Origin of the sequence: Olsenella kribbiana, assembly GCF_036408795.1 — a bacterium.
Taxonomy (GTDB): domain Bacteria; phylum Actinomycetota; class Coriobacteriia; order Coriobacteriales; family Atopobiaceae; genus Olsenella_L; species Olsenella_L kribbiana.
In genome coordinates, this window is sequence record NZ_JAZGJP010000019.1 from 16,564 (window position 1) to 34,284 (window position 17,721).

14 protein-coding genes and 2 tRNA genes are annotated in these 17,721 nt (G+C 61.1%); 10 read left to right on the forward strand and 6 right to left on the reverse strand.

Annotation, left to right across the window (positions count from 1 at the left end; all coding sequences use genetic code 11):
- The first annotated feature begins 97 nt into the window (after positions 1-97).
- From purB to VXJ24_RS10050, 8 genes are all read left to right on the forward strand, one after another.
- Positions 98-1,444: an adenylosuccinate lyase gene (purB, locus tag VXJ24_RS10015; RefSeq protein ID WP_330972777.1), complete on the forward strand. Its 1,347-nt coding sequence runs from the start codon at positions 98-100 to the stop codon at positions 1,442-1,444.
- Between the two features lie 8 nt (positions 1,445-1,452).
- Entirely contained in the window at positions 1,453-1,725 is a 273-nt protein-coding gene (locus VXJ24_RS10020; protein ID WP_330972778.1) for a TIGR03905 family TSCPD domain-containing protein, read from the forward strand.
- Positions 1,726-1,727: 2 nt separating this feature from the next.
- A complete protein-coding gene (locus VXJ24_RS10025; RefSeq protein WP_330972779.1) occupies positions 1,728-2,939 on the forward strand; it encodes a Tat pathway signal protein in 1,212 nt (403 codons plus the stop codon).
- Positions 2,940-3,021: 82 nt separating this feature from the next.
- Positions 3,022-3,744, forward strand: a complete 723-nt coding sequence (locus VXJ24_RS10030) for a response regulator transcription factor (RefSeq protein WP_330972780.1) — start codon at positions 3,022-3,024, stop codon at positions 3,742-3,744.
- Between the two features lie 70 nt (positions 3,745-3,814).
- A complete protein-coding gene (locus VXJ24_RS10035; protein ID WP_330972781.1) occupies positions 3,815-5,290 on the forward strand; it encodes a sensor histidine kinase in 1,476 nt (491 codons plus the stop codon).
- Positions 5,291-5,386: 96 nt separating this feature from the next.
- A complete protein-coding gene (locus tag VXJ24_RS10040) occupies positions 5,387-6,271 on the forward strand; it encodes a phosphoribosylaminoimidazolesuccinocarboxamide synthase (protein ID WP_330972782.1) in 885 nt (294 codons plus the stop codon).
- Positions 6,271-6,951 (forward strand): hypothetical protein, encoded by a 681-nt coding sequence (locus tag VXJ24_RS10045; protein WP_330972783.1) that lies wholly within the window; start codon positions 6,271-6,273, stop codon positions 6,949-6,951. The genes VXJ24_RS10040 and VXJ24_RS10045 overlap by 1 nt, the downstream gene beginning before the upstream one ends.
- Before the next feature lie 53 nt (positions 6,952-7,004).
- Positions 7,005-7,080, forward strand: a tRNA-Arg gene (locus tag VXJ24_RS10050).
- Positions 7,081-7,609: 529 nt separating this feature from the next.
- On the opposite strand, the gene pknB is transcribed toward VXJ24_RS10050, so the two are convergent.
- The 6 genes from pknB to VXJ24_RS10080 form a co-directional block, all read right to left on the reverse strand.
- A complete protein-coding gene (gene pknB, locus VXJ24_RS10055) occupies positions 7,610-9,529 on the reverse strand; it encodes a Stk1 family PASTA domain-containing Ser/Thr kinase (protein ID WP_330972784.1) in 1,920 nt (639 codons plus the stop codon).
- 146 nt (positions 9,530-9,675) lie between these two features.
- The gene (locus tag VXJ24_RS10060; protein ID WP_330972785.1) at positions 9,676-12,543 is read right to left on the reverse strand and encodes an FtsW/RodA/SpoVE family cell cycle protein; all 2,868 of its coding nucleotides are present in this window, start codon (positions 12,541-12,543) and stop codon (positions 9,676-9,678) included.
- A 2-nt stretch (positions 12,544-12,545) separates the two neighbouring features.
- Positions 12,546-13,874, reverse strand: a complete 1,329-nt coding sequence (locus VXJ24_RS10065) for a Stp1/IreP family PP2C-type Ser/Thr phosphatase (RefSeq protein ID WP_330972786.1) — start codon at positions 13,872-13,874, stop codon at positions 12,546-12,548.
- A complete protein-coding gene (locus tag VXJ24_RS10070; RefSeq protein WP_330972787.1) occupies positions 13,871-14,284 on the reverse strand; it encodes an FHA domain-containing protein in 414 nt (137 codons plus the stop codon). Before VXJ24_RS10070 ends, VXJ24_RS10065 begins: the two co-directional genes overlap by 4 nt.
- The gene (locus tag VXJ24_RS10075) at positions 14,285-15,460 is read right to left on the reverse strand and encodes an FhaA domain-containing protein (protein ID WP_330972788.1); all 1,176 of its coding nucleotides are present in this window, start codon (positions 15,458-15,460) and stop codon (positions 14,285-14,287) included. It abuts the gene before it with no gap.
- 6 nt (positions 15,461-15,466) lie between these two features.
- The gene (locus VXJ24_RS10080; RefSeq protein ID WP_330972789.1) at positions 15,467-17,242 is read right to left on the reverse strand and encodes a serine/threonine-protein kinase; all 1,776 of its coding nucleotides are present in this window, start codon (positions 17,240-17,242) and stop codon (positions 15,467-15,469) included.
- A gap of 159 nt (positions 17,243-17,401) precedes the next feature.
- Between VXJ24_RS10080 and VXJ24_RS10085 the strand changes: the two genes are divergently transcribed.
- Positions 17,402-17,488: transfer RNA gene (locus VXJ24_RS10085), tRNA-Leu, on the forward strand.
- 21 nt (positions 17,489-17,509) lie between these two features.
- Positions 17,510-17,721 (forward strand): hypothetical protein (locus tag VXJ24_RS10090; protein ID WP_330972790.1); only part of this gene is annotated, 212 nt, incomplete at its 3' end.

A 17,721-nucleotide genomic window follows, 5' to 3' on the forward strand; every position in this document is an offset into this window, starting at 1 on the left:
CGCCTGCGTCTTCCTTCTGAGAGGGGATGCGCAGGCGCTATCATGAGGAAAGCGAGAATGCAGGGCTTGCCTGCTCTGGTTCACAGAAAGGATTCCCATGATTGACCGCTATACCCGCCCCGAGATGGGACATATCTTCTCCCTCGAGAACAAGTATGCCATCTGGCAGGAGATCGAAGTCCTGGCCTGCGAGGCGCATGCCGAGATCGGAGAGTCCGGCATAACGAAGGAAGAGGCCAAGTGGATCCGCGACCATGCTGACTTCAACAAGGAAGAGGTCGATGCAATCGAGGCTGTCACGAACCACGATGTCATCGCCTTCCTGACGAACATGGGCTCCTACATCGACAAGGATGTGCCGGAAGGGGAGCCGAAGCCGTCGAGGTGGGTCCATTACGGCATGACAAGCTCCGACCTCGGCGATACGGCGCTCTGCTATCAGCTCGTGCAGGCAACCGACATCCTGCTTGATGACTGCAAGAAGCTCGGCGAGATCTGCAAGAGGCGTGCCTTCGAGGAGAAGGAGACGCTCTGCGTCGGCCGTACCCACGGCATCCACGCCGAGCCCATGACCTTCGGCATGAAGTTCGGCAGCTGGGCCTGGGAGCTCTACCGCGACTATGAGCGCCTGAAGGACGCAAAGAAGAATGTCTCCTTCGGTGCCATCTCCGGCGCTGTGGGCACCTACAGCTCCATCGACCCGAGGGTCGAGCAGTATGTCTGCGAGCACCTGGGCCTCAACGCCGACCCGCTCTCCACGCAGGTCATCAGCCGCGACCACCACGCCTATCTTGCAGGCGTGCTCGCCACGACCGCAGCCACCTGCGAGCGCATCGCAACGGAGATCAGGAACCTCCAGCGCACGGATACCCTCGAGGCCGAGGAGCCGTTCCGCAAGGGCCAGAAGGGCTCTTCTGCCATGCCGCACAAGAGGAACCCGATCACGGTGGAGAAGGTCTGCGGCCTTTCCCGTGTCGTGAAGGCCAATGCCCAGGTCGCCTTCGACAATGTCGCCCTCTGGCACGAGCGCGACATCTCGCACTCCTCTGCCGAGCGTGTCGCCCAGGCAGACTCCTTCATCGCCCTTGACCACATGTTCCAGTGCCTCATCAGGATCGTCGACGGCCTCATCCTCTATCCGAAGCAGATGATGGCAAACCTCAACAAGACCCGTGGCCTCATCTACTCCTCGAAGGTGCTCCTGGCCCTCGTCGATACCGGCATCACCCGCGAGGATGCCTACAAGATCGTCCAGACGAACGCTATGGCTACCTGGCACGAGGTGCAGCAGTGCGAGCAGGGGACGACCTTCGAGGAGAAGCTCCTGGCCGATCCTGCCTGCACGCTCTCCAAGGAGGAGCTCGATCACATCTTTGATCCCTGGTCCTTCCTCGGCAGGATCGACTATGTCTTTGACCGCCTCGAGAAGCTCGAGTTCGAATAAGGAGTTCCATGTTCCACTATGATTTCAGGCCCCGGGGCGTCTGCTCCCGTGCCATCCATATCGATCTTGCTGACGACGGAAAGACGATCGAGAACGTCAGCTTCGAGGGTGGCTGCAATGGCAACCTCAAGGCTATCGGCCGCCTGGTACAGGGCAAGTCTGCAGACGAGATTGCAGAGGTCCTCGCTGGCAATACCTGCGGACCCCGTCCGACATCCTGCGCAGACCAGCTCTCGAAGGCCCTGAAGCAGGCGGAAGCTGCAGCACAGCAGGAAGCGTAAGGATGGCCCGCACCCACCACATCTTCTCGCGCCGTGCCCTTCTCAAGGGCACGGCAGCAACGGCTGCCACGGCGGTAGCCGTCGACATGCTCTATGGCTGCAAGAGCTCGAACTCGACCGATGCGGCGTCCTCTTCTGTCGTCGTGGATGATTCCTCGGGCACCGATGTGCTCGAGGAGTACACCTACGATGAGAGCACGGTCGACGCCGCCTCGACCTGGTCGCTGCCTTTGGGCTGCGTGCTGCATCCGGCAGAGGGCACCTGGATCCCTGTCACGGCAGCAGGTGCCAAGGCATCTCCTCTGATCACCGGCTCTGCACTCGATACATCCTCCGGCACGCTCAAGACTGTCATCGCGCAGCCCATAAGCTCTGACTCCAACATGGAGATCTATGACGCACGCTGCTCTGACTCTGCCTATGCGTGGGTCGAGATCAATATCCTCAACAGGTCCTGGAAGCTCTATGGCCAGGCCTTCTCGGATGGTGCCGTGACAGGCACTGCGTCGCTTCTGTGGGAGGCAGACTCCAACTGGGATCCGCCTGCCTTGGCAGTCTCTGGCTCCAAGGTCATCTGGCAGGTTCAGCCTTCCACCTCAGGCTCGAGCACGAAGGAAAGCTCGCACTGCTATCTCTGGAAGACCGGAGATTCGAGCGCAAAGGCGGTCATCGAGTCATCCGGCCGCTTCGGCTGCGACATCTCCATATCTGATGGCAACGCGATCCTCGCGCCGCGCGTCAACGCCTCTTCTGGCACCTATTACGGCATCACCGCCTACTCATTGTCCGATGATATGGGCACGGTCACAGACCAGCTTGTGCTGCCCCAGTCGGTAAAGCCGATGTGCGCCACCCGCATCGGAGACGAGTTCGTCTTCTCGATCGAGGCAAACTACAGCACAGGCGGCCTTCTTGCCTCCATGGGCACCTATGTAGGACACGGGGATGGACCGTTCCTGTCTGTCGGACGCGAGCCCTTCTGCGTCTCTTCCGGCAAGGATGACACCTACATCGTGAAGGTCCGAGCCTCCTACTATGTGATCGATACAGCAAACGAGTCCTACCGCGTGATCTCTGCGGTCGACCGCTCGCTTGACTACGGCGAATATCCGGCACGCATGGGCGCCTGTGACACCTTCGTGACCTTTGCCACCGTGAAGGATGCATCGACCGGCTACCCCTCAGCTGTGACCGTCAGGACCTTCAATTTGTAAGGCTTGACGCACAATCTGTGCACGGTAGGGTAGAATGTAGAGTGTATGAAAGTTTGCTCTCATGTCTTATAGGGGGGCCGATATGGCTTCAGACGAGAAGAAGATTCTGCTGGTCGAGGACGACAAGGCAATCCGCGATGCAGTGGCTGCATATCTTGAGCGCGAGAATTATATCGTGCGTGGTGTCGGCGATGGCCAGAGCGCAGTCGAGGAGTTCGAGAAGCATTCCTTCGATCTCATCATCCTGGACCTCATGCTTCCGAAGCTTTCGGGCGAGCGCGTCTGCCGCGCAATACGTGAGACCTCGAATGTCCCCATCATCATGCTGACCGCAAAGGGCGAGGTCGAGGACCGCATCATCGGCCTCGAGCTCGGTGCCGACGATTACCTGATCAAGCCGTTCTCTCCGCGCGAGCTTGTTGCCCGCGTCCGCGCGCTTCTGCGCCGTGCCCACACCGAGGTGGAGAGCCAGCTCGAGGTGCTCGACTTCGGCGACCTTGTTATCGATATCTCCGGCCACAAGGTGCTCGTCGAGGGCAAGGAAGTCGATCTCACGGCTTCCGAGTTCAAGCTCCTGACGACGCTTGCGCGCTATCCGGGACGTGTCTATACGCGCATGGAGCTCGTCGAGAAGGTCCTCGGCTATGACTTCGAGGGCTATGAGCGCACGATCGACTCCCATGTGAAGAACCTCCGTGCAAAGCTCGGCGACGATCCGCGCAACCCGCGCTGGCTCTACACCGTCCACGGTGTCGGCTACCGCTTCGAAGCGCCTGCCATGAACAAGGAAGAGAAGAAGGCATAGGAGCGCATAGGTGCCACGAGCAAGATTCGAGATAGGCAGATCTGACAGGCACGCCTCCCAGGAGGGGGGCGTGTCTTCTGCTAATGAAAGCAAGGCTTCCTGGAACACGATCCGCCCGCACGAGAAGCCGAAGGCCAGCTATACAAAGAAGATGACTATCGCCTTTGCGGCGACCTCGGTCATGACAGCAGTCGTGTTCCTGCTCGTGCTGGCAGTTGTCTGGGAAGACCAGTTCAATACCTACACGCGCCAGAACATGCAGAGCCTCGCACAGGCCACTGCCTCGACGCTTGCCTCGAAGTATGAGGAAGCGGGCGGCTGGACGCCTGAGGTCCTTGACTATGCAGCGATGGCATCGAACACCTCGTCCGATATCGCGGTCCAGGTCCAGAATGCCAAGGGCACGACGATCTACGACGATACGTGGGTCCATGGCAAGGATATCGATGCGGGAAAGAACGTGCCTTCCGGCACCGACTCGATTGTCTCCTCCGACATCACCCTCACTGATGGGGAGATCGTGGGCACGGTGCGCCTCTGGGCCTTCGGATCGGATGCCCTCCTCACGCAGGCCGATGCAACATTCCGCACGAACTCGTACATGGCCATTCTTGCTGCCGCCATCATCGCGGTCATCCTGGCATCGATTATCGGCTTCATCATCTCGAGGAAGCTGGCAGCGCCGATCGGCACGATCACGGCGACCGCGCGCCAGATCAGGAACGGCGACCTCTCGGCGCGTACCGGCCTCAAGGGCTCGGATGAACTGGGACAGCTCGGCGAGACCTTCGACGATATGGCCACCTCGCTCGAGAAGGATATCAAGCACGAACGCAGGCTTACGAGCGATGTGGCCCATGAGCTGAGGACGCCGCTCATGGCAATGCAGGCGACGGTCGAGGCCATGCAGGACGGCGTCTATCCGACGGACGCGGAGCACCTCGAGGTCGTGGCAGCAGAGGTCAGGCGCCTTTCGCGCCTCGTTGGCGCCATGCTCCAGCTTTCGAGGCTCGAGAACGGCAAGACCCCGTTCAGACCGGAGGAGACCGATCTTGTCTGGCTCGTGAAGAGCCTCGTGACGTCGCAGGAGCAGCTCTTCGATGATAAGGGGCTGCAGCTGCGCTTTGCAGACGAGACCCCGAGCCAGATCCTCATCGCAGATGTGGACCCCGACCTCATCCGCCAGGCAGTCGTGAACCTCATGTCGAACGCGATGCGCTATACGCCCTCCGGCGGCTGGGTGCTTGTCGCAATCACGCAGGACCACGCAGATGCCTTGATCTCCGTCTCCGATACCGGCATCGGCATCGCAAAGGAAGACCTTCCCCGTACTTTCAGCCGCTTCTGGCGCTCCGATGCGAGCCGCGAGATGGAGTCAGGTGGCCTGGGTGTCGGCCTCGCTGTCACGAAGGAGATCATCGATCGCCATAACGGCACGATCACCGTGGAGTCCGAGCTCGGCAAGGGCACGACATTCACGCTGAGGATTCCGCTTCATCGCACCCGCACGCTTCCCAAGGCACAGAAGGGGGAGCAGAAGCAGTAATGCGCACGCTCTAAGGAATGAGCTTTGCGCAATGCAGCCGGTACACTTCGTTGGCTATACTCAATCTGTCAGCAATCCGATGAAATGAGGCAGGCAATGGCAGAGATTCAACTGCGTCCTGATTCGCACGGCAAGGTACGTGACATCTACGACTGTGGCGATACGCTCCTTATGGTGGCAAGCGACCGTATCAGCTGCTTCGACTTCATCTTGCCGAACGAGATTCCCTACAAGGGCGAGATTCTGACCCGCATCTCGGCATTCTGGTTCAATCGCTTCAAGGACCTCATGCCGAACCACATGATTTCGACGGATCCTGCAGATCTGCCTGAGCAGTTCGCACCCTACAAGGACTACCTCATGGGCCGCTCCATGCTCGTGAAGAAGGCCAAGACCATCCCCATCGAGTGCATCGTCCGCGGCTATCTCACCGGCTCCGGCAAGAAGACGTATGACCAGGACCGCACGGTCTGCGGCATCAAGCTTCCGGAGGGCCTTGCCGAGGCATCGAAGCTCCCTGAGCCGATCTTCACGCCGTCCACGAAGGCGGCTCTCGGCGACCACGACGAGAACATCTCGTTCGAGCGCTGCGCAGAGATCGTCGGCGAGGATGTGGCAACGCAGCTCCGCGATGCCTCCCTTTCCATCTACAAGGCAGCGGCAGAGTATGCCCTGACCCGCGGCATCATCATTGCCGATACGAAGTTCGAGTTCGGCTTCATCGACGGCGAGCTCACCCTCATCGACGAGTGCCTGACGCCGGATTCCAGCCGCTTCTGGCCTCGAGAGGGCTACTCCGAGGGCCACGTCCAGCCGAGCTACGACAAGCAGTATGCCCGCGACTGGCTGCGTGCCAACTGGGATATGCAGGGCGAGCCGCCCGAGCTTCCCGCCGAGGTCATCGAGGGCACCTCGAAGCGCTACCAGGAAGCCTTCGAACTCATCTGTGGCAAGCCATTTGTTCCCATGAAGGAAGCCTAATGTCATTCCGTGATACCCTGAACGGCGCCCGCGAAGAGCTGAACGAGAACCGCGATGCGTACAAGAAGAGCGAAGAGACCATAGAGCAGGATGCCCAGGAGGAGCCCAAGTCCACGGGCTTCGAGAAGAAGTCTGTGACGAGGGCCAAGCCTGCCCGCGAGGCAGCGGCAGGCGTGCGTGTCGTCACGTCTTCCGGCAAGGTCAAGAAGGCTTCGGGTACGTCCAAGCCAAGATCCGAAATGACAAAGGAAGAGAAGCGTGTCCAGCGCCAGAAGGAGCGCGACGCCGAGGACAGGCGCACCATGGCAGCACAGGCCCTCCTCAAGAAGGACCCGACTTACCAGAAGTGGCATGGCATCTCGATGGGCATGATTGTGGCAGGCCTTGTCTGCACTGCCCTCTCCTGGGTCATTGCCATCGCTGTCCCTGACTCCCAGACGGACCTCACGTCGTTCTGGGGCGTCATGGCAATCGTGATGCTCGTCGTCGCCTACATCGGCGTCATCGGCGGGTTCATTATGGACTGGGCCCGCCTCCACAAGGTGCGCAACATGTACAACGACCGTGTACGCAGCCTCAAGGAGAAGCAGCTCAACGCAATCATCGAGCAGAGCTATCAGGAGGTTGCCGACAAGCCATCCTTCTTCGACCGCTTCCGCAAGAAGAAGGAAGAGAAGTAAGGCTCTCGCCACACAGCAGCGGCTGTTTGGTATAGAATAGCTATCTGCGATAGGCCCTCATAGCTCAGGGGATAGAGCACAGGTTTCCTAAACCTGGTGGCGTAGGTTCGAATCCTACTGGGGGCACCAGCACATAAAGCCCGTATCTGCACAAACGCAGGTACGGGTTCTTTTTTTGTGTCGGAAGACAGAGCGCAGCGATGTCAGGGGGATGTCAGCAAGTCGCTATCGCTGGGGCCATCAGAGCTTCCCTCGGATCTGTCGCTGAATCAGTGCCTCAATGGGAATGATCCTTGCATTGCCTTGCCAGGGCAGTGCATCTCAAGACTGTCGAAGAGACCGGCGTACGAAGTGGCAGCCATGGTATTCGCGTGCCCATCCCAGGAGAATGACTCAGCGGCCTGCAGCTTCAGAGGCTTTCTGGAACTTCTCGCAATCCCGAGGCAGGAGGCTCATGTCGGATCTGAATCTGCGTCACCAGATTCAAGGAACCTGTTCTATGAATCTGCTCCAGCAGGGGAGAGAAGACGGAGCATCTCACACCCAGAATACCGGCAATGGCGCTCCGCTCAAAGCACTTGCGAGGAATCCAATTTCGGCGCAAGAAAGAGGCGGGCTCCCTGAGGAGCCCGCCTCTGCAGCAAGCATGTGAGCTGAGCTATTCGTCCGTTCCGCTGCTGTGTGTGGAATCGCTCGTATGGGAGCTGTTCGAGCTCGTGCCGGAGTTCGAGGAATTCGATCCGGAGTTGCCCGAGTTCGGAGAGCTGTTCGAGCTGTTGTTGCTGCTCGAGCTGTTGGAAGAGTTGCTCGAGGAGCTGGAGGGCGATGTGCTGTCGGTCGTGGTCGGCTTGGGTCCGAGGGAGAGCGTAATCTGGACGCTCGAGCCCTTCTCGAGGGAGCCGGAAGTCGGGTACTGGCGGATGACAGAGCCGGCAGCGACCGTGCTCGAGTATTCGGAGGTCGTACGGACGACCGTGAAGCCTGCAGACTCAAGCGCCTCCACGGCGTCAGCCTCGGTCTCGCCCACGACATTGGGAACGGTGATGGTCTGAGGTCCGAGGGAGAGGTGGTAGATTATTGTGTCTCCTGCCTTGGCCGTGGAGCCGGCTGCCTGGTCCTGGGATGCGACATGGCCCACATCGACAGAGCTCGAGTAGACAGAGTCGCCTGCCTGGGCTACAAGACCAAGGGCAGAGCATTTGGCGCTTGCTTCCTTCGGTGTGCAGTTCGAGAGGTCGGGCACCTCGACGGTTGCGGCAGGCTCCGAGCCCTTCGAGACATGGACCGTGATTGTCGTGCCTTCAGAGGCGCTCCTTCCTGCATCGGGATCCTGGTCGATGACCTTGCCCTCTTCGACGGAGTCGGAGTAGTCATAGGTGACAGATATCGTGAAGAAGCCATCGTACTTGTCGATGGAGGAACGGGCTTCGCTTTCCGTGAGTCCGACAAGGTTCGGGACATCCTTCGTCTGCGCGGTCTGGCTGCCGAGATAGGTGACGGCCGCATAGGCAGCGATTGCCACAGCGAGGATTGCGACAATGATGCCGATAGCGACATTGCGCCTGTGCTTCGAGCGCTTCTTCTCCTGCTCTGCAGCTTCGGCCCTTGCAGACTGCTGGCGGAAGCGGGTCGTGCCGCCAGGGACAGCAGAGATCGGAGCGACGGCACGGCCCATCTGCTGGGTCCTGCCGGCGTTGTTCCTGCCCATGTTCCTCGTCTGGGTGCCGCCGATGACAGAGGTTGCCTCGGAGACAGCGCCAAGCCTGCCTGCGAGGTAGTCCCTGAGCGTGTGGAAGAGCTCGTCTGCTGTCTGGAAACGGTCCTTCGGATCCTTCTGCATGCACTTCAGGATGATGGCCTCAAGGGCAGGGTCGACGTTCGGATTGATCTGGCTGGGCGGAATCGGCTGCTCCTTCACCTGCTTGATAGCGACAGAGATTGCGTCATCGCCGTCGAAGGGGACACGTCCTGTTGCTGCCTCGTACATGACGATGCCAAGGGAATAGAGGTCGGAGGTAGGCCCGAGCTCCTTGCCCTGCGTCTGCTCGGGAGAGACATAGTGGGCCGTTCCCAGAACCGAGTTGTCAGTCGTGAGATGGCTGTTCTTGGCGCGGGCGATGCCGAAGTCCATGACCTTGATGTTGCCATCAGGCTGGACCATGATGTTCTGCGGCTTGATGTCGCGGTGGATGATGTCGTGCTTGTGGGCGACGGAGAGCGCCTGGGCAATCTGGGAGCCGATCTGTGCGACCTTGCGGCAGTCCAGCGCTCCGTGCTTCCTGATGCCGTTCTTCAGGTCCGTGCCGCGCAGGTACTCCATGATGATGTAATAGGTGTCCCCATCCTTGCCCCAGTCATAGACCGAGACGATATAGGGGCTCTGGAGCGCTGCCGCTGCCTGTGCCTCCTGCTTGAAGCGGGCAGCAAACGACGGGTCTGCTGCGTACTGGGGCAGCATGGTCTTGATAGCGACGGTACGGCCGAGGACCTGGTCAAGGCCGCGGTACACTGTCGCCATTCCGCCTGTGCCGATCTTGTCTTGGACCGCATAGCGGCCACCGAGAACTCTGTTTGCCATATATGACCCCTAAATGCTTCGAGCGGTGATTCTGTCAGTGCTGGATGCAGGAAGATGCGCCTCTTCCTGCGGACCGGATCGGGAAAGGCTCCCGGTTATCGTGCCTCGGCCCCGGAAGCATCGGGGGAAGGCACCGGCCAGCTTCCTCATGATGCGCTCCCTTCTGCCTGGACCTGGAGGCACTGCCTGATGATGGAACCTGCCATCTTGGCTGCAGAGCCCTCGATGTTCGAGCCGTCTCCTTCGAGGCAGATGGAGATTGCCAGCGTCGGAGAGTCGTAGGGAGCAAAGCCGATGAAGAGCGAATTGTAGACATTGCCGCCGACCTCGGCCGTGCCGGTCTTGCCGGCAACCTTGACGCCGGAGACGCGGGCACCTGCTGCGGTGTAGCCGTCATCCACGACGCCGAGCATCGCTTCTGCGACTTCGGATGCCGTCGTGGAGGAGATGGGCTGGCCGAGCGAGCGCGGCTGGGTCGTCGTCGTGGTGACGCCCTCAGGAGAGAGGACGTGATCGACGATGTAGGGGTTCATCGCGACGCCGCCGTTAGCGATGGTGGCTGCGACGACAGCGTTCTGCATGACCGTGGTCTGGGGTCCTGCCGGGCTTGCGTGCTCGCCGACAGGCTGGCCGCAGGCTGCCCATGCCGTCTCCCATTCCGTCATCTCGCTCGGATCGGGCATGAGGGAGGCGACGGTATAGAAGTCCTGGCCGATCTGCGTGCCGTAGCCGAAGGCGTTCGCATAGCTCACGAGGTTCGCAGAGCCGACCTTGGCGCCGACCTGGCCGAAGGCAACGTTCGAAGACATCGACAGAGCGCGCTTCAGCGTGATCGTGCCGTAATTGTTGTTGTTGAAGTTTGTGACCGCCGCGCCGCCGATATCGATCGAGGACTCAGCATCGATCATGTCGGTGAGCGAATAGGCGCCCGTATCGAGCGCAGCCGAAAGTGTCACGACCTTGAAGGTCGAGCCTGGTGCATAGAGCGAGTTCGTCGCGCGGTTCACGAGGGCACTTCCGCCAGAGCTCAGCTGGTCGCCGACCTCGTCGTAGGTATAGGTCGGGGAGGAGGCCGATGCCAGGACCTTGCCGGTCGAAGGATCGAGGAGCACGACTGCGCCGGTCCAGCCGTCAAGTGCCTCCTCGCAGATCTCCTGCATCTGCGAGTTGATGGTAAGGACGACCGAGGACCCTGCCTGCGAGACGCCTGCCAGGGAGTAGAGGGCAGACTGCCAGGTCGAGTAGTCCTTGTGGCCTGTGAGCGTCTCGTTCATCGAGGATTCGATGCCGGTCGAGCCATACTGCGTCGAGAGGTAGCCGACCGTGTGGATCGCAAGGTTGCCGTTCGGATAGGTGCGGACATAGGTGCCGTCGGACTGCTGGATGCTTTCGGCCAAGGTCACGCCGTCGCTTGTCATGATCGCTCCGCGCTGCACGTGCGAGCTCTTTGCGATCGTGTGGTTGTTCGAAGGCATCGACTGGATGGTCTCTGCCTTGACGACCTGGATATAGGTGAGGTTGCCGATGAGCGCGGCAAAGAGGAGCGTGAAGACCGTGATGAGCGCTGTGAGGCGCTTGCCGAGGGCAACACGTCCGAGGACGCCCGACTCAGCCGTCTGGAGCTTGAAGCGGCCACGGGCATGGCTACCCTGCACGACGGCAGAGGCATGTGCTGCATTGCCGTCGACGACAGGCGTCTGGGACGTCGTGAGCGATGTCATCTCCTGCTCGCGTCCTGTCGCCTCGTCGCCGCACTTGAGAAGAAGGCCGACAGCGATGAAGCTGGAGAGGAGGGAAGAGCCGCCCTGGCTCATGAACGGCAGCGTCACGCCCGTCATGGGCAGGAACTTCGTGACGCCTGCGACGATCAGGAATGCCTGGAACGAGATGGCCGTCGTAAGGCCGACTGCCATGAATCCTGCGACATCGGACTTTGCACGTGCTGCCGTGGCATAGCCGCGGACTGCAAGGAGCATGAAGGCGATGAGGATGGCGGAAGCACCAAGCAGGCCCATCTCCTCGCCGATGGCAGAGAAGATGAAGTCGGACTCGACGATAGGCACGTAGTCGGCAAGACCGCGGCCGATTCCGGTGCCCACCAGGCCGCCGTCAGCAAGCGAGTAGAGCGACTGCACGATCTGGTAGCCCGTGCCCTGCGCATCCGACCAGGGGTCGAGCCAGATGGCGACACGGACCTGGACATGGTCGAAGAAGTGGTAGCAGAAGACCGCGCCGATTGCGAGCAGCACGAACGAGATGAGGACGAAGGAGAGGCGTCCTGTTGCCACATAGAGCATGACGACAAAGATCACGAAGAAGAGAAGGGCGCTGCCGAGGTCGCGCTCGAAGATGACGACAAGAAGGCTGAGTCCCCACATCGCAAAGACCGGGGCAAGCATCCTTGGCTGGGGGAGGGCCAGAGGTCCGAGCTTGCGCGTGGAGGCGGAGAGAAGCTCCCTGTTCTCTGCCAGGTAGCAGGCAAGGAAGATGACAAGCAGGACCTTTGCGATCTCGCCCGGCTGGAACGAGAAGCCGCCGAATTCGATCCAGAGCTTGGATCCATAGTGCTCCGTGCCGATGACCATGGGCAGGAGCAGCAGGACGACGCCTGCGATGCCGAAGGTGAACTTGTATTGGGCCAGATCGTCGATGCTCTTCACGAAGAAGAGGACCAAGATCATGGCGATGACGGAGAGGAAGAGCCAGACGACCTGTCCTGTCGCTGCATCAGGCGCCAAGCGCTGCACGAACGTTATGCCTATGCCCGAAAGCAGGAAGACTATCGGCAGGATCACCGGGTCTGCGCCTGGAGCGAGCTTCCTCACAGCGATATGAGCGACGGCAAAGGCAGCGAAGAGGCCGATGGGGATGGAGAGCGAGCTTGCCGTGAGCTCGGTTCCCGTGTTCATGACATACATCGCATAGATGAGGGTGACCGGTATCGCAGCTGCGATGAGAAGAAGCAGCTCGGTCGTGCGGCGGCTGCCGCCCTGTTTGCTCCTCTGGTATGCCATGGCTACTCACCCTGCCCTTCCTGTGTGCTGCTCTGTGCCGTGTCTGTCGTGGATGTGTCCTGGGATGCGTTCGTGTCAGCAGACGTGCTCTCCTGCGTTGTGTCGGTCGTCGAGGACTTCACGTCGGAGGCGACGGCTGCAGCGCTTGTCTTCTCTGCGTCGATCTGCTCGTGGTAGGAATTCACGGCAGAGAGGGCCTGCTCCTCGGACTCCATGCGAATGCCGCCCTGGGCAAGCTGGGACTGGACAGCCTGGGGGAGGTCATCGACCTCGACCGAGGTCGTCTCGACGAGATACGACAGCGGCACGTTCAGTATCTGGGCATCGATGCCCTGGTAGATGCCGACAGTCCCGCCGTTGTTGCCGAGATACCACGAAGAGTCGACGATGTTCACGCCGATGACGGCGCCAAGGCCGAAGAGGATGGCAAGCACGATGACCCAGACGAGCGCCTGGCGCTTCCTGATCTTGGCATGGCGTGCCGCTGTCCCGTCATCCTCCACGTCGACAACGATGACCGTGACGTTGTCGTGGCCACCGCCTTCGAGGGCTGCAGAGACAAGGGTGTCGGCTGCTGCCTGTGGCGTTGCGCAGGAGATGGTAACAGATTCGATCTTGGCATCGGGCACCATGGATGAGAGGCCATCGGAGCAGATGATGATGCGGTCTCCCGCATGGACATCGAGCGTGAAGTGGTCTGCATACATGTCCGGGTCCGAGCCGAGGGCACGTGTGATGATGGAGCGGGAAGGATGGACCCTTGCCTCGTCTGCCGTGATCTCTCCGGCATCGACAAGCTCCTCCACATAGCTGTGGTCGTGCGTGATGCGCACAAGGACGCCGCCGCTCAGGAGATAGACACGGGAGTCGCCGACATGCGCCACGGCCATGCGGCTGCCGTCGATCACGACAGCGGAAGCCGTGCAGCCCATGCCGTCCCTGCCCTGTCCCGACTGGGCAGCAGAAATGATGGCAGAGTTTGCCTCCTCGATGGCAGCGCCGAGGCGTGCATCGTCTGCGGTATCGGGGGCAAGCTGCGAGATCGTGCGGACTGCTATGGCCGAGGCGACCTCGCCTGCGGCATGGCCGCCGACGCCGTCGCAGACGGCAAAGACCGGGTCCTGCACGAGGAAGGAATCCTCGTTGTGGCCGCGGACAAGGCCCACATCGGAGCGGGAGCCCCAGGAGAGATGAGCGCTGTGGCCTGTGACCACATCGGCATCCATCCTGTCCTTGACAGGCAGAGACTCATGTCCTGGTGCAGGTGCTGGCTCGGGTCTGCGCTCCTCGCCGGTGTCTGCCTGCTGCTTTTTCGAGAAAGGAAGCCTCATCGACGTCCGACCTTGAGAATCGTATCGCCGATCTGCACCTCATCCCCGTCGCGCAGGGTGACCGGCTGGTCTATGAGCTTGCCATTGACGAGGGTGCCGTTCGTCGAGCCAAGGTCCTCGAGCACGAGTGCCGGTCCCTGGAGGGAGAAGCGGGCATGCGTGGAGGAGACGAAGGGCTCGTCGATCACAATATCGGAGGAAGGGGAGCGGCCGACGACGACCGGTCCCAGGATATCGACGGAAAGGCCGCGCAGGCTCTTGGCGCCCTTCTCTACGTCGACGCTCCAGATGGCTGCGTCGGTGCGCTGGCCGCGCACGAGGCCGATGCCCGAGCGCATGGCTGCGAACAGGAACAGGTACAGAAGTACCACCAGCAGGATGCGCCCGAAGAACAGGATGAGGTCGATCATCTAGCCCTCCCTGAACGTGAGATTCACAAGGCCGATGGTTATGACATCGCCGGTATGGAGCGCGCACGTCTGGATATCCATATCGTTCACGAGCGTGCCGTTTGTCGAGTTGAGATCCGTGATGTGCCACTGCCTTCCGTCATACGTGAGGCGGGCGTGGTGGCGGGAGACATTCGGGTCCCTGAGGACGATGCCGCCGGAGTTGCGCTCGCGGCCGATCGGGCACTCAGGTGCATAGGCGGTATAGGTCCTGCCGCTCTGGGTGTCGATGAGGGTGCAGCTCGGCTGCGTCGGTGCAGGCGGCTGCACCGTGACAGGAGCTGCGGCGCGGGCATTCACGAGCGGCGTTGCGGCGACCTGCGGACGGAGCATCGTCTTCGGCTCATCCACAGCAGGGGCTGCGGCTGCAGCGCTTGCCGCTGCAGCAGATGCTGCCCTGCGCGGTGCGGAAGCAGCGACGTGTGCGGCAGATGCGGGCATCTGGGGCGGAATGCGCCTTGCCTCGGGGAACGGCTCCTGCATGATGGGGACAGGAGCAGCAGAGGCGGAAAGGTCGAGCTCGGAGGAGACGGGCATCACGTCGAGGCCCTGCATCGAGGAATCGTCAGGGGAGATGGCAGATGCCGGCGTTGCGAGCGGTGTTGCCATGCGTGGCCTGCTCTTCACGGCCTTCCTGCGGTCTGCCTGGGAAGCGCCCTGGGCAACCGATGCCTGAGGCGCCTCTGCGATGGGGGCAGGATGGGCGCCGCCGACACGTGCGATGCCGCCGATGAAGGCAGACTCCTCCTCGCGCAGGCGCATGAGCGTGCGGGCATCGACGTTCTCGGCGAAGACGGAGAACTTGCCGCTCTTGAGGGAGGGGTCGACCATGAAGCGGACAAGGGGCTTGCCGACGAAGACATAGCCCTTCTTGTTTGCCTGGCCCTCGATGAACTGGGAGATCTCCTCGGTCAGGTTCGCATAGAGCGGACGCATGACCGCGTCATCATCGGAGGATACGAGGATCGTATAGAGGGCAGGAGCGGTGTTCGCGCCATTGATGAGGAACGTCTCGTCTTCCATCTCGCGGGCTGCATGCTTCGCGAGCTTCTTGAAGGAGAAGGGGGCCGTATAGCCCTGAGGAGTGGCATCGAAAATCGCGCTCACACGCTCTTCAAAGATGTTCAGGAAGTTCATGGCTTGCTACCCTTCTGGCCCATATGCTTCAGGCCCCATGAGGACCGAAATTATGCACATAACAACACTCAAGAATATCGCAATGAGGATGGCAGTCATATCCGGAGCAGCCCATATGCCGCTATTCTCCACCCGCACAGAGAGAGCCTGAAAGAAAACGAGAAGCCCAGCACAGAGGCACTGCCCGAAGATCTCAAGGCCCCGCCTTCCGCTCTTTGCACAAAGGCTCGCGGCTGAAGCGGCTGCGCCCCAGCTGAAGACAAGGATCCAGGACGAGGGGAGCGCCAGCCAGGCGCCAGCACGGGAAAGCAGCGCCTCCGGCGCAAAGCCTGTGGCGATGGCGGCAAGAAGGAAGCGCTCGAAGAGGCCTGCAAGCGCTGCCGTTATGGCTGCTGCACCAGGCGACAGCGCAAAGCCTGCAAGGGCCGAAGAGCCGAAGCCGATTCCCAAGGCGGGAGCCAGAAGGAGCGAGGCGCCTGCGAGCTTCTGCTTCCTGCCTGCTGCCCACCACCACGCAAAGCCGATAGCAGCAGTGCCAAGCGCCGCCAGCATGGGAAGCCCGCCTGTGCCAGCCTCTGCAAGCGCCAGGACGAAGGCGCCAAGCACAGCGAGGCTCCCTAAAGGCGGCCACACGGCTCCAGCTCCTGCCCCGGCTAGCGCCAGCAGCACGAGCGTGCCGGTATCTGCGGGCACGACCCAGGGGAGGATGCGCCAGAGGACCGCCCCTGCGAGGAGGGCTGTCACTGTGCGCACAAGCGCCCCTTCGAGCCAGGGGAAGCGCTCGCGTGCGGGCGTCTTCTCGACGTAGCGCTCGGTCCAGGTCTCTTCGTCTTCGGTGCCGTCCTCTGCCTGCTGGACCAGGGCGGCAAGCGACTCCTGCCCTTCCTTCGGGCTGCCGAGGAGCGGCACGAGCCTCTTCGAGAGGAGCTCTGCCGAGGCAAGGCGGTTTGTGGGGTCGGGCTCGAGCGTGCGTTCAAGCACAAGCTCTATGTTCTGGTCGAGCTCGAGATGGTTCTCGGTGAGCGACGGGGCAGCTCCGCGGAAGATCTTCTTGAGCGACTCTTCGGGGGTGACTGCCTGAAACGGGTTCTCGCCGCAGAGCGCAAGCCAGATGACGACACCGAGAGAGAAGATATCGGTCCTCTCGTCCACGAGCATGCCCTGGATCTGTTCGGGCGGCATGAAGCCGACGGTACCGCCACGGGCGCCTCCCCAGCCTGCAGCAGAGGCAAGCGTGGACATGCCGAAGTCTGCAAGCTTCACTTGGCCTCTTCTGTCGATCATGATGTTCGAAGGCTTGATATCGAGGTGCAGGACCCCGTTCTCGTGGGCAAACTCGAGGGCCGAGGCAACGGACTGGAGGAGATGTGCGCACTCCTCGTAGGTGAGGGTCCCTCCCTCGACACGCTTCAGGAGCTGTGCGAGATTGAGGCCGTCGACGTATTCCATGACAAGATAGGCGTAGTGGTCGTCGCTTTCGAAGTCATAGACGGTCACGATATTCGGATGTGCAAGCAGGCTCGAAGTGCGTGCCTCGGCAAGCGCTTCCTTCATCGTCGTCTCGGCGCTTGCCTCGTCGACTCCCATGCGCAAGGGGATGACCTTGATGGCAACGCGGCGCTGCAGGCGCGTATCCCAGCAGACAAGCACGCGGCCGAAGCCGCCCGTGCCGCACTGCTCGACAATGCGGTAGCGGCCCAGAAGCAGCGCTGGCTCAGGCTTTGGCTGGGCGTATGCAGAAGTCCCCTCAGGGGGCTCGGGTGTCTGATCTGTCAGCGGCACGGCTCTACCTTTTCGTTTCGAGTGCATTGATACCGTGTGGAGGCGAATATAGAGCGGAAGCCCCGGCGCGGAAAGGGGTGCAGACGCTCCCCTCCATAAAAAACAGATGAACTTCCGTCTTGCATCGTCTGCCTGCTTGGATGTATTATTGCACAGCACGCGGGCGTGGCGGAATTGGCAGACGCGTACGGTTCAGGTCCGTATGAGGGTTCCCTCATGAAGGTTCAAGTCCTTTCGCCCGCACCATCGAATCGAAAGAGCGTCCCTGTGGCAGAAGCTGCAGGGACGCTTTCTTCTTGTCTTGGCGAGGATTTCGCCGGTACAGATCCGGGACGAACGGTCCTGAAGAAAGAAAAAGGGGCTCTTCGGTGGTTTCTGTGGGAGAGATTCCGGCATAGGCCCAGCTCAGCGGGCGAAAACAACGATCTGGAACTGAAACGGCCCCGGGAGGGGCCGTTTCCGCGTCATCCGCCTATGAT

Coding starts and splice junctions, on each gene's coding strand:
- VXJ24_RS10030 (WP_330972780.1), top strand. CDS start 3,022: ATGGCTTCAGACGAGAAGAAGATTCTGCTGGTCGAGGACGACAAGGCA.
- VXJ24_RS10060 (WP_330972785.1), bottom strand. CDS start 12,543: ATGGCATACCAGAGGAGCAAACAGGGCGGCAGCCGCCGCACGACCGAG.
- purB (WP_330972777.1), top strand. CDS start 98: ATGATTGACCGCTATACCCGCCCCGAGATGGGACATATCTTCTCCCTC.
- VXJ24_RS10025 (WP_330972779.1), top strand. CDS start 1,728: ATGGCCCGCACCCACCACATCTTCTCGCGCCGTGCCCTTCTCAAGGGC.
- pknB (WP_330972784.1), bottom strand. CDS start 9,529: ATGGCAAACAGAGTTCTCGGTGGCCGCTATGCGGTCCAAGACAAGATC.
- VXJ24_RS10065 (WP_330972786.1), bottom strand. CDS start 13,874: ATGAGGCTTCCTTTCTCGAAAAAGCAGCAGGCAGACACCGGCGAGGAG.
- VXJ24_RS10070 (WP_330972787.1), bottom strand. CDS start 14,284: ATGATCGACCTCATCCTGTTCTTCGGGCGCATCCTGCTGGTGGTACTT.
- VXJ24_RS10045 (WP_330972783.1), top strand. CDS start 6,271: ATGTCATTCCGTGATACCCTGAACGGCGCCCGCGAAGAGCTGAACGAG.
- VXJ24_RS10040 (WP_330972782.1), top strand. CDS start 5,387: ATGGCAGAGATTCAACTGCGTCCTGATTCGCACGGCAAGGTACGTGAC.
- VXJ24_RS10020 (WP_330972778.1), top strand. CDS start 1,453: ATGTTCCACTATGATTTCAGGCCCCGGGGCGTCTGCTCCCGTGCCATC.
- VXJ24_RS10075 (WP_330972788.1), bottom strand. CDS start 15,460: ATGAACTTCCTGAACATCTTTGAAGAGCGTGTGAGCGCGATTTTCGAT.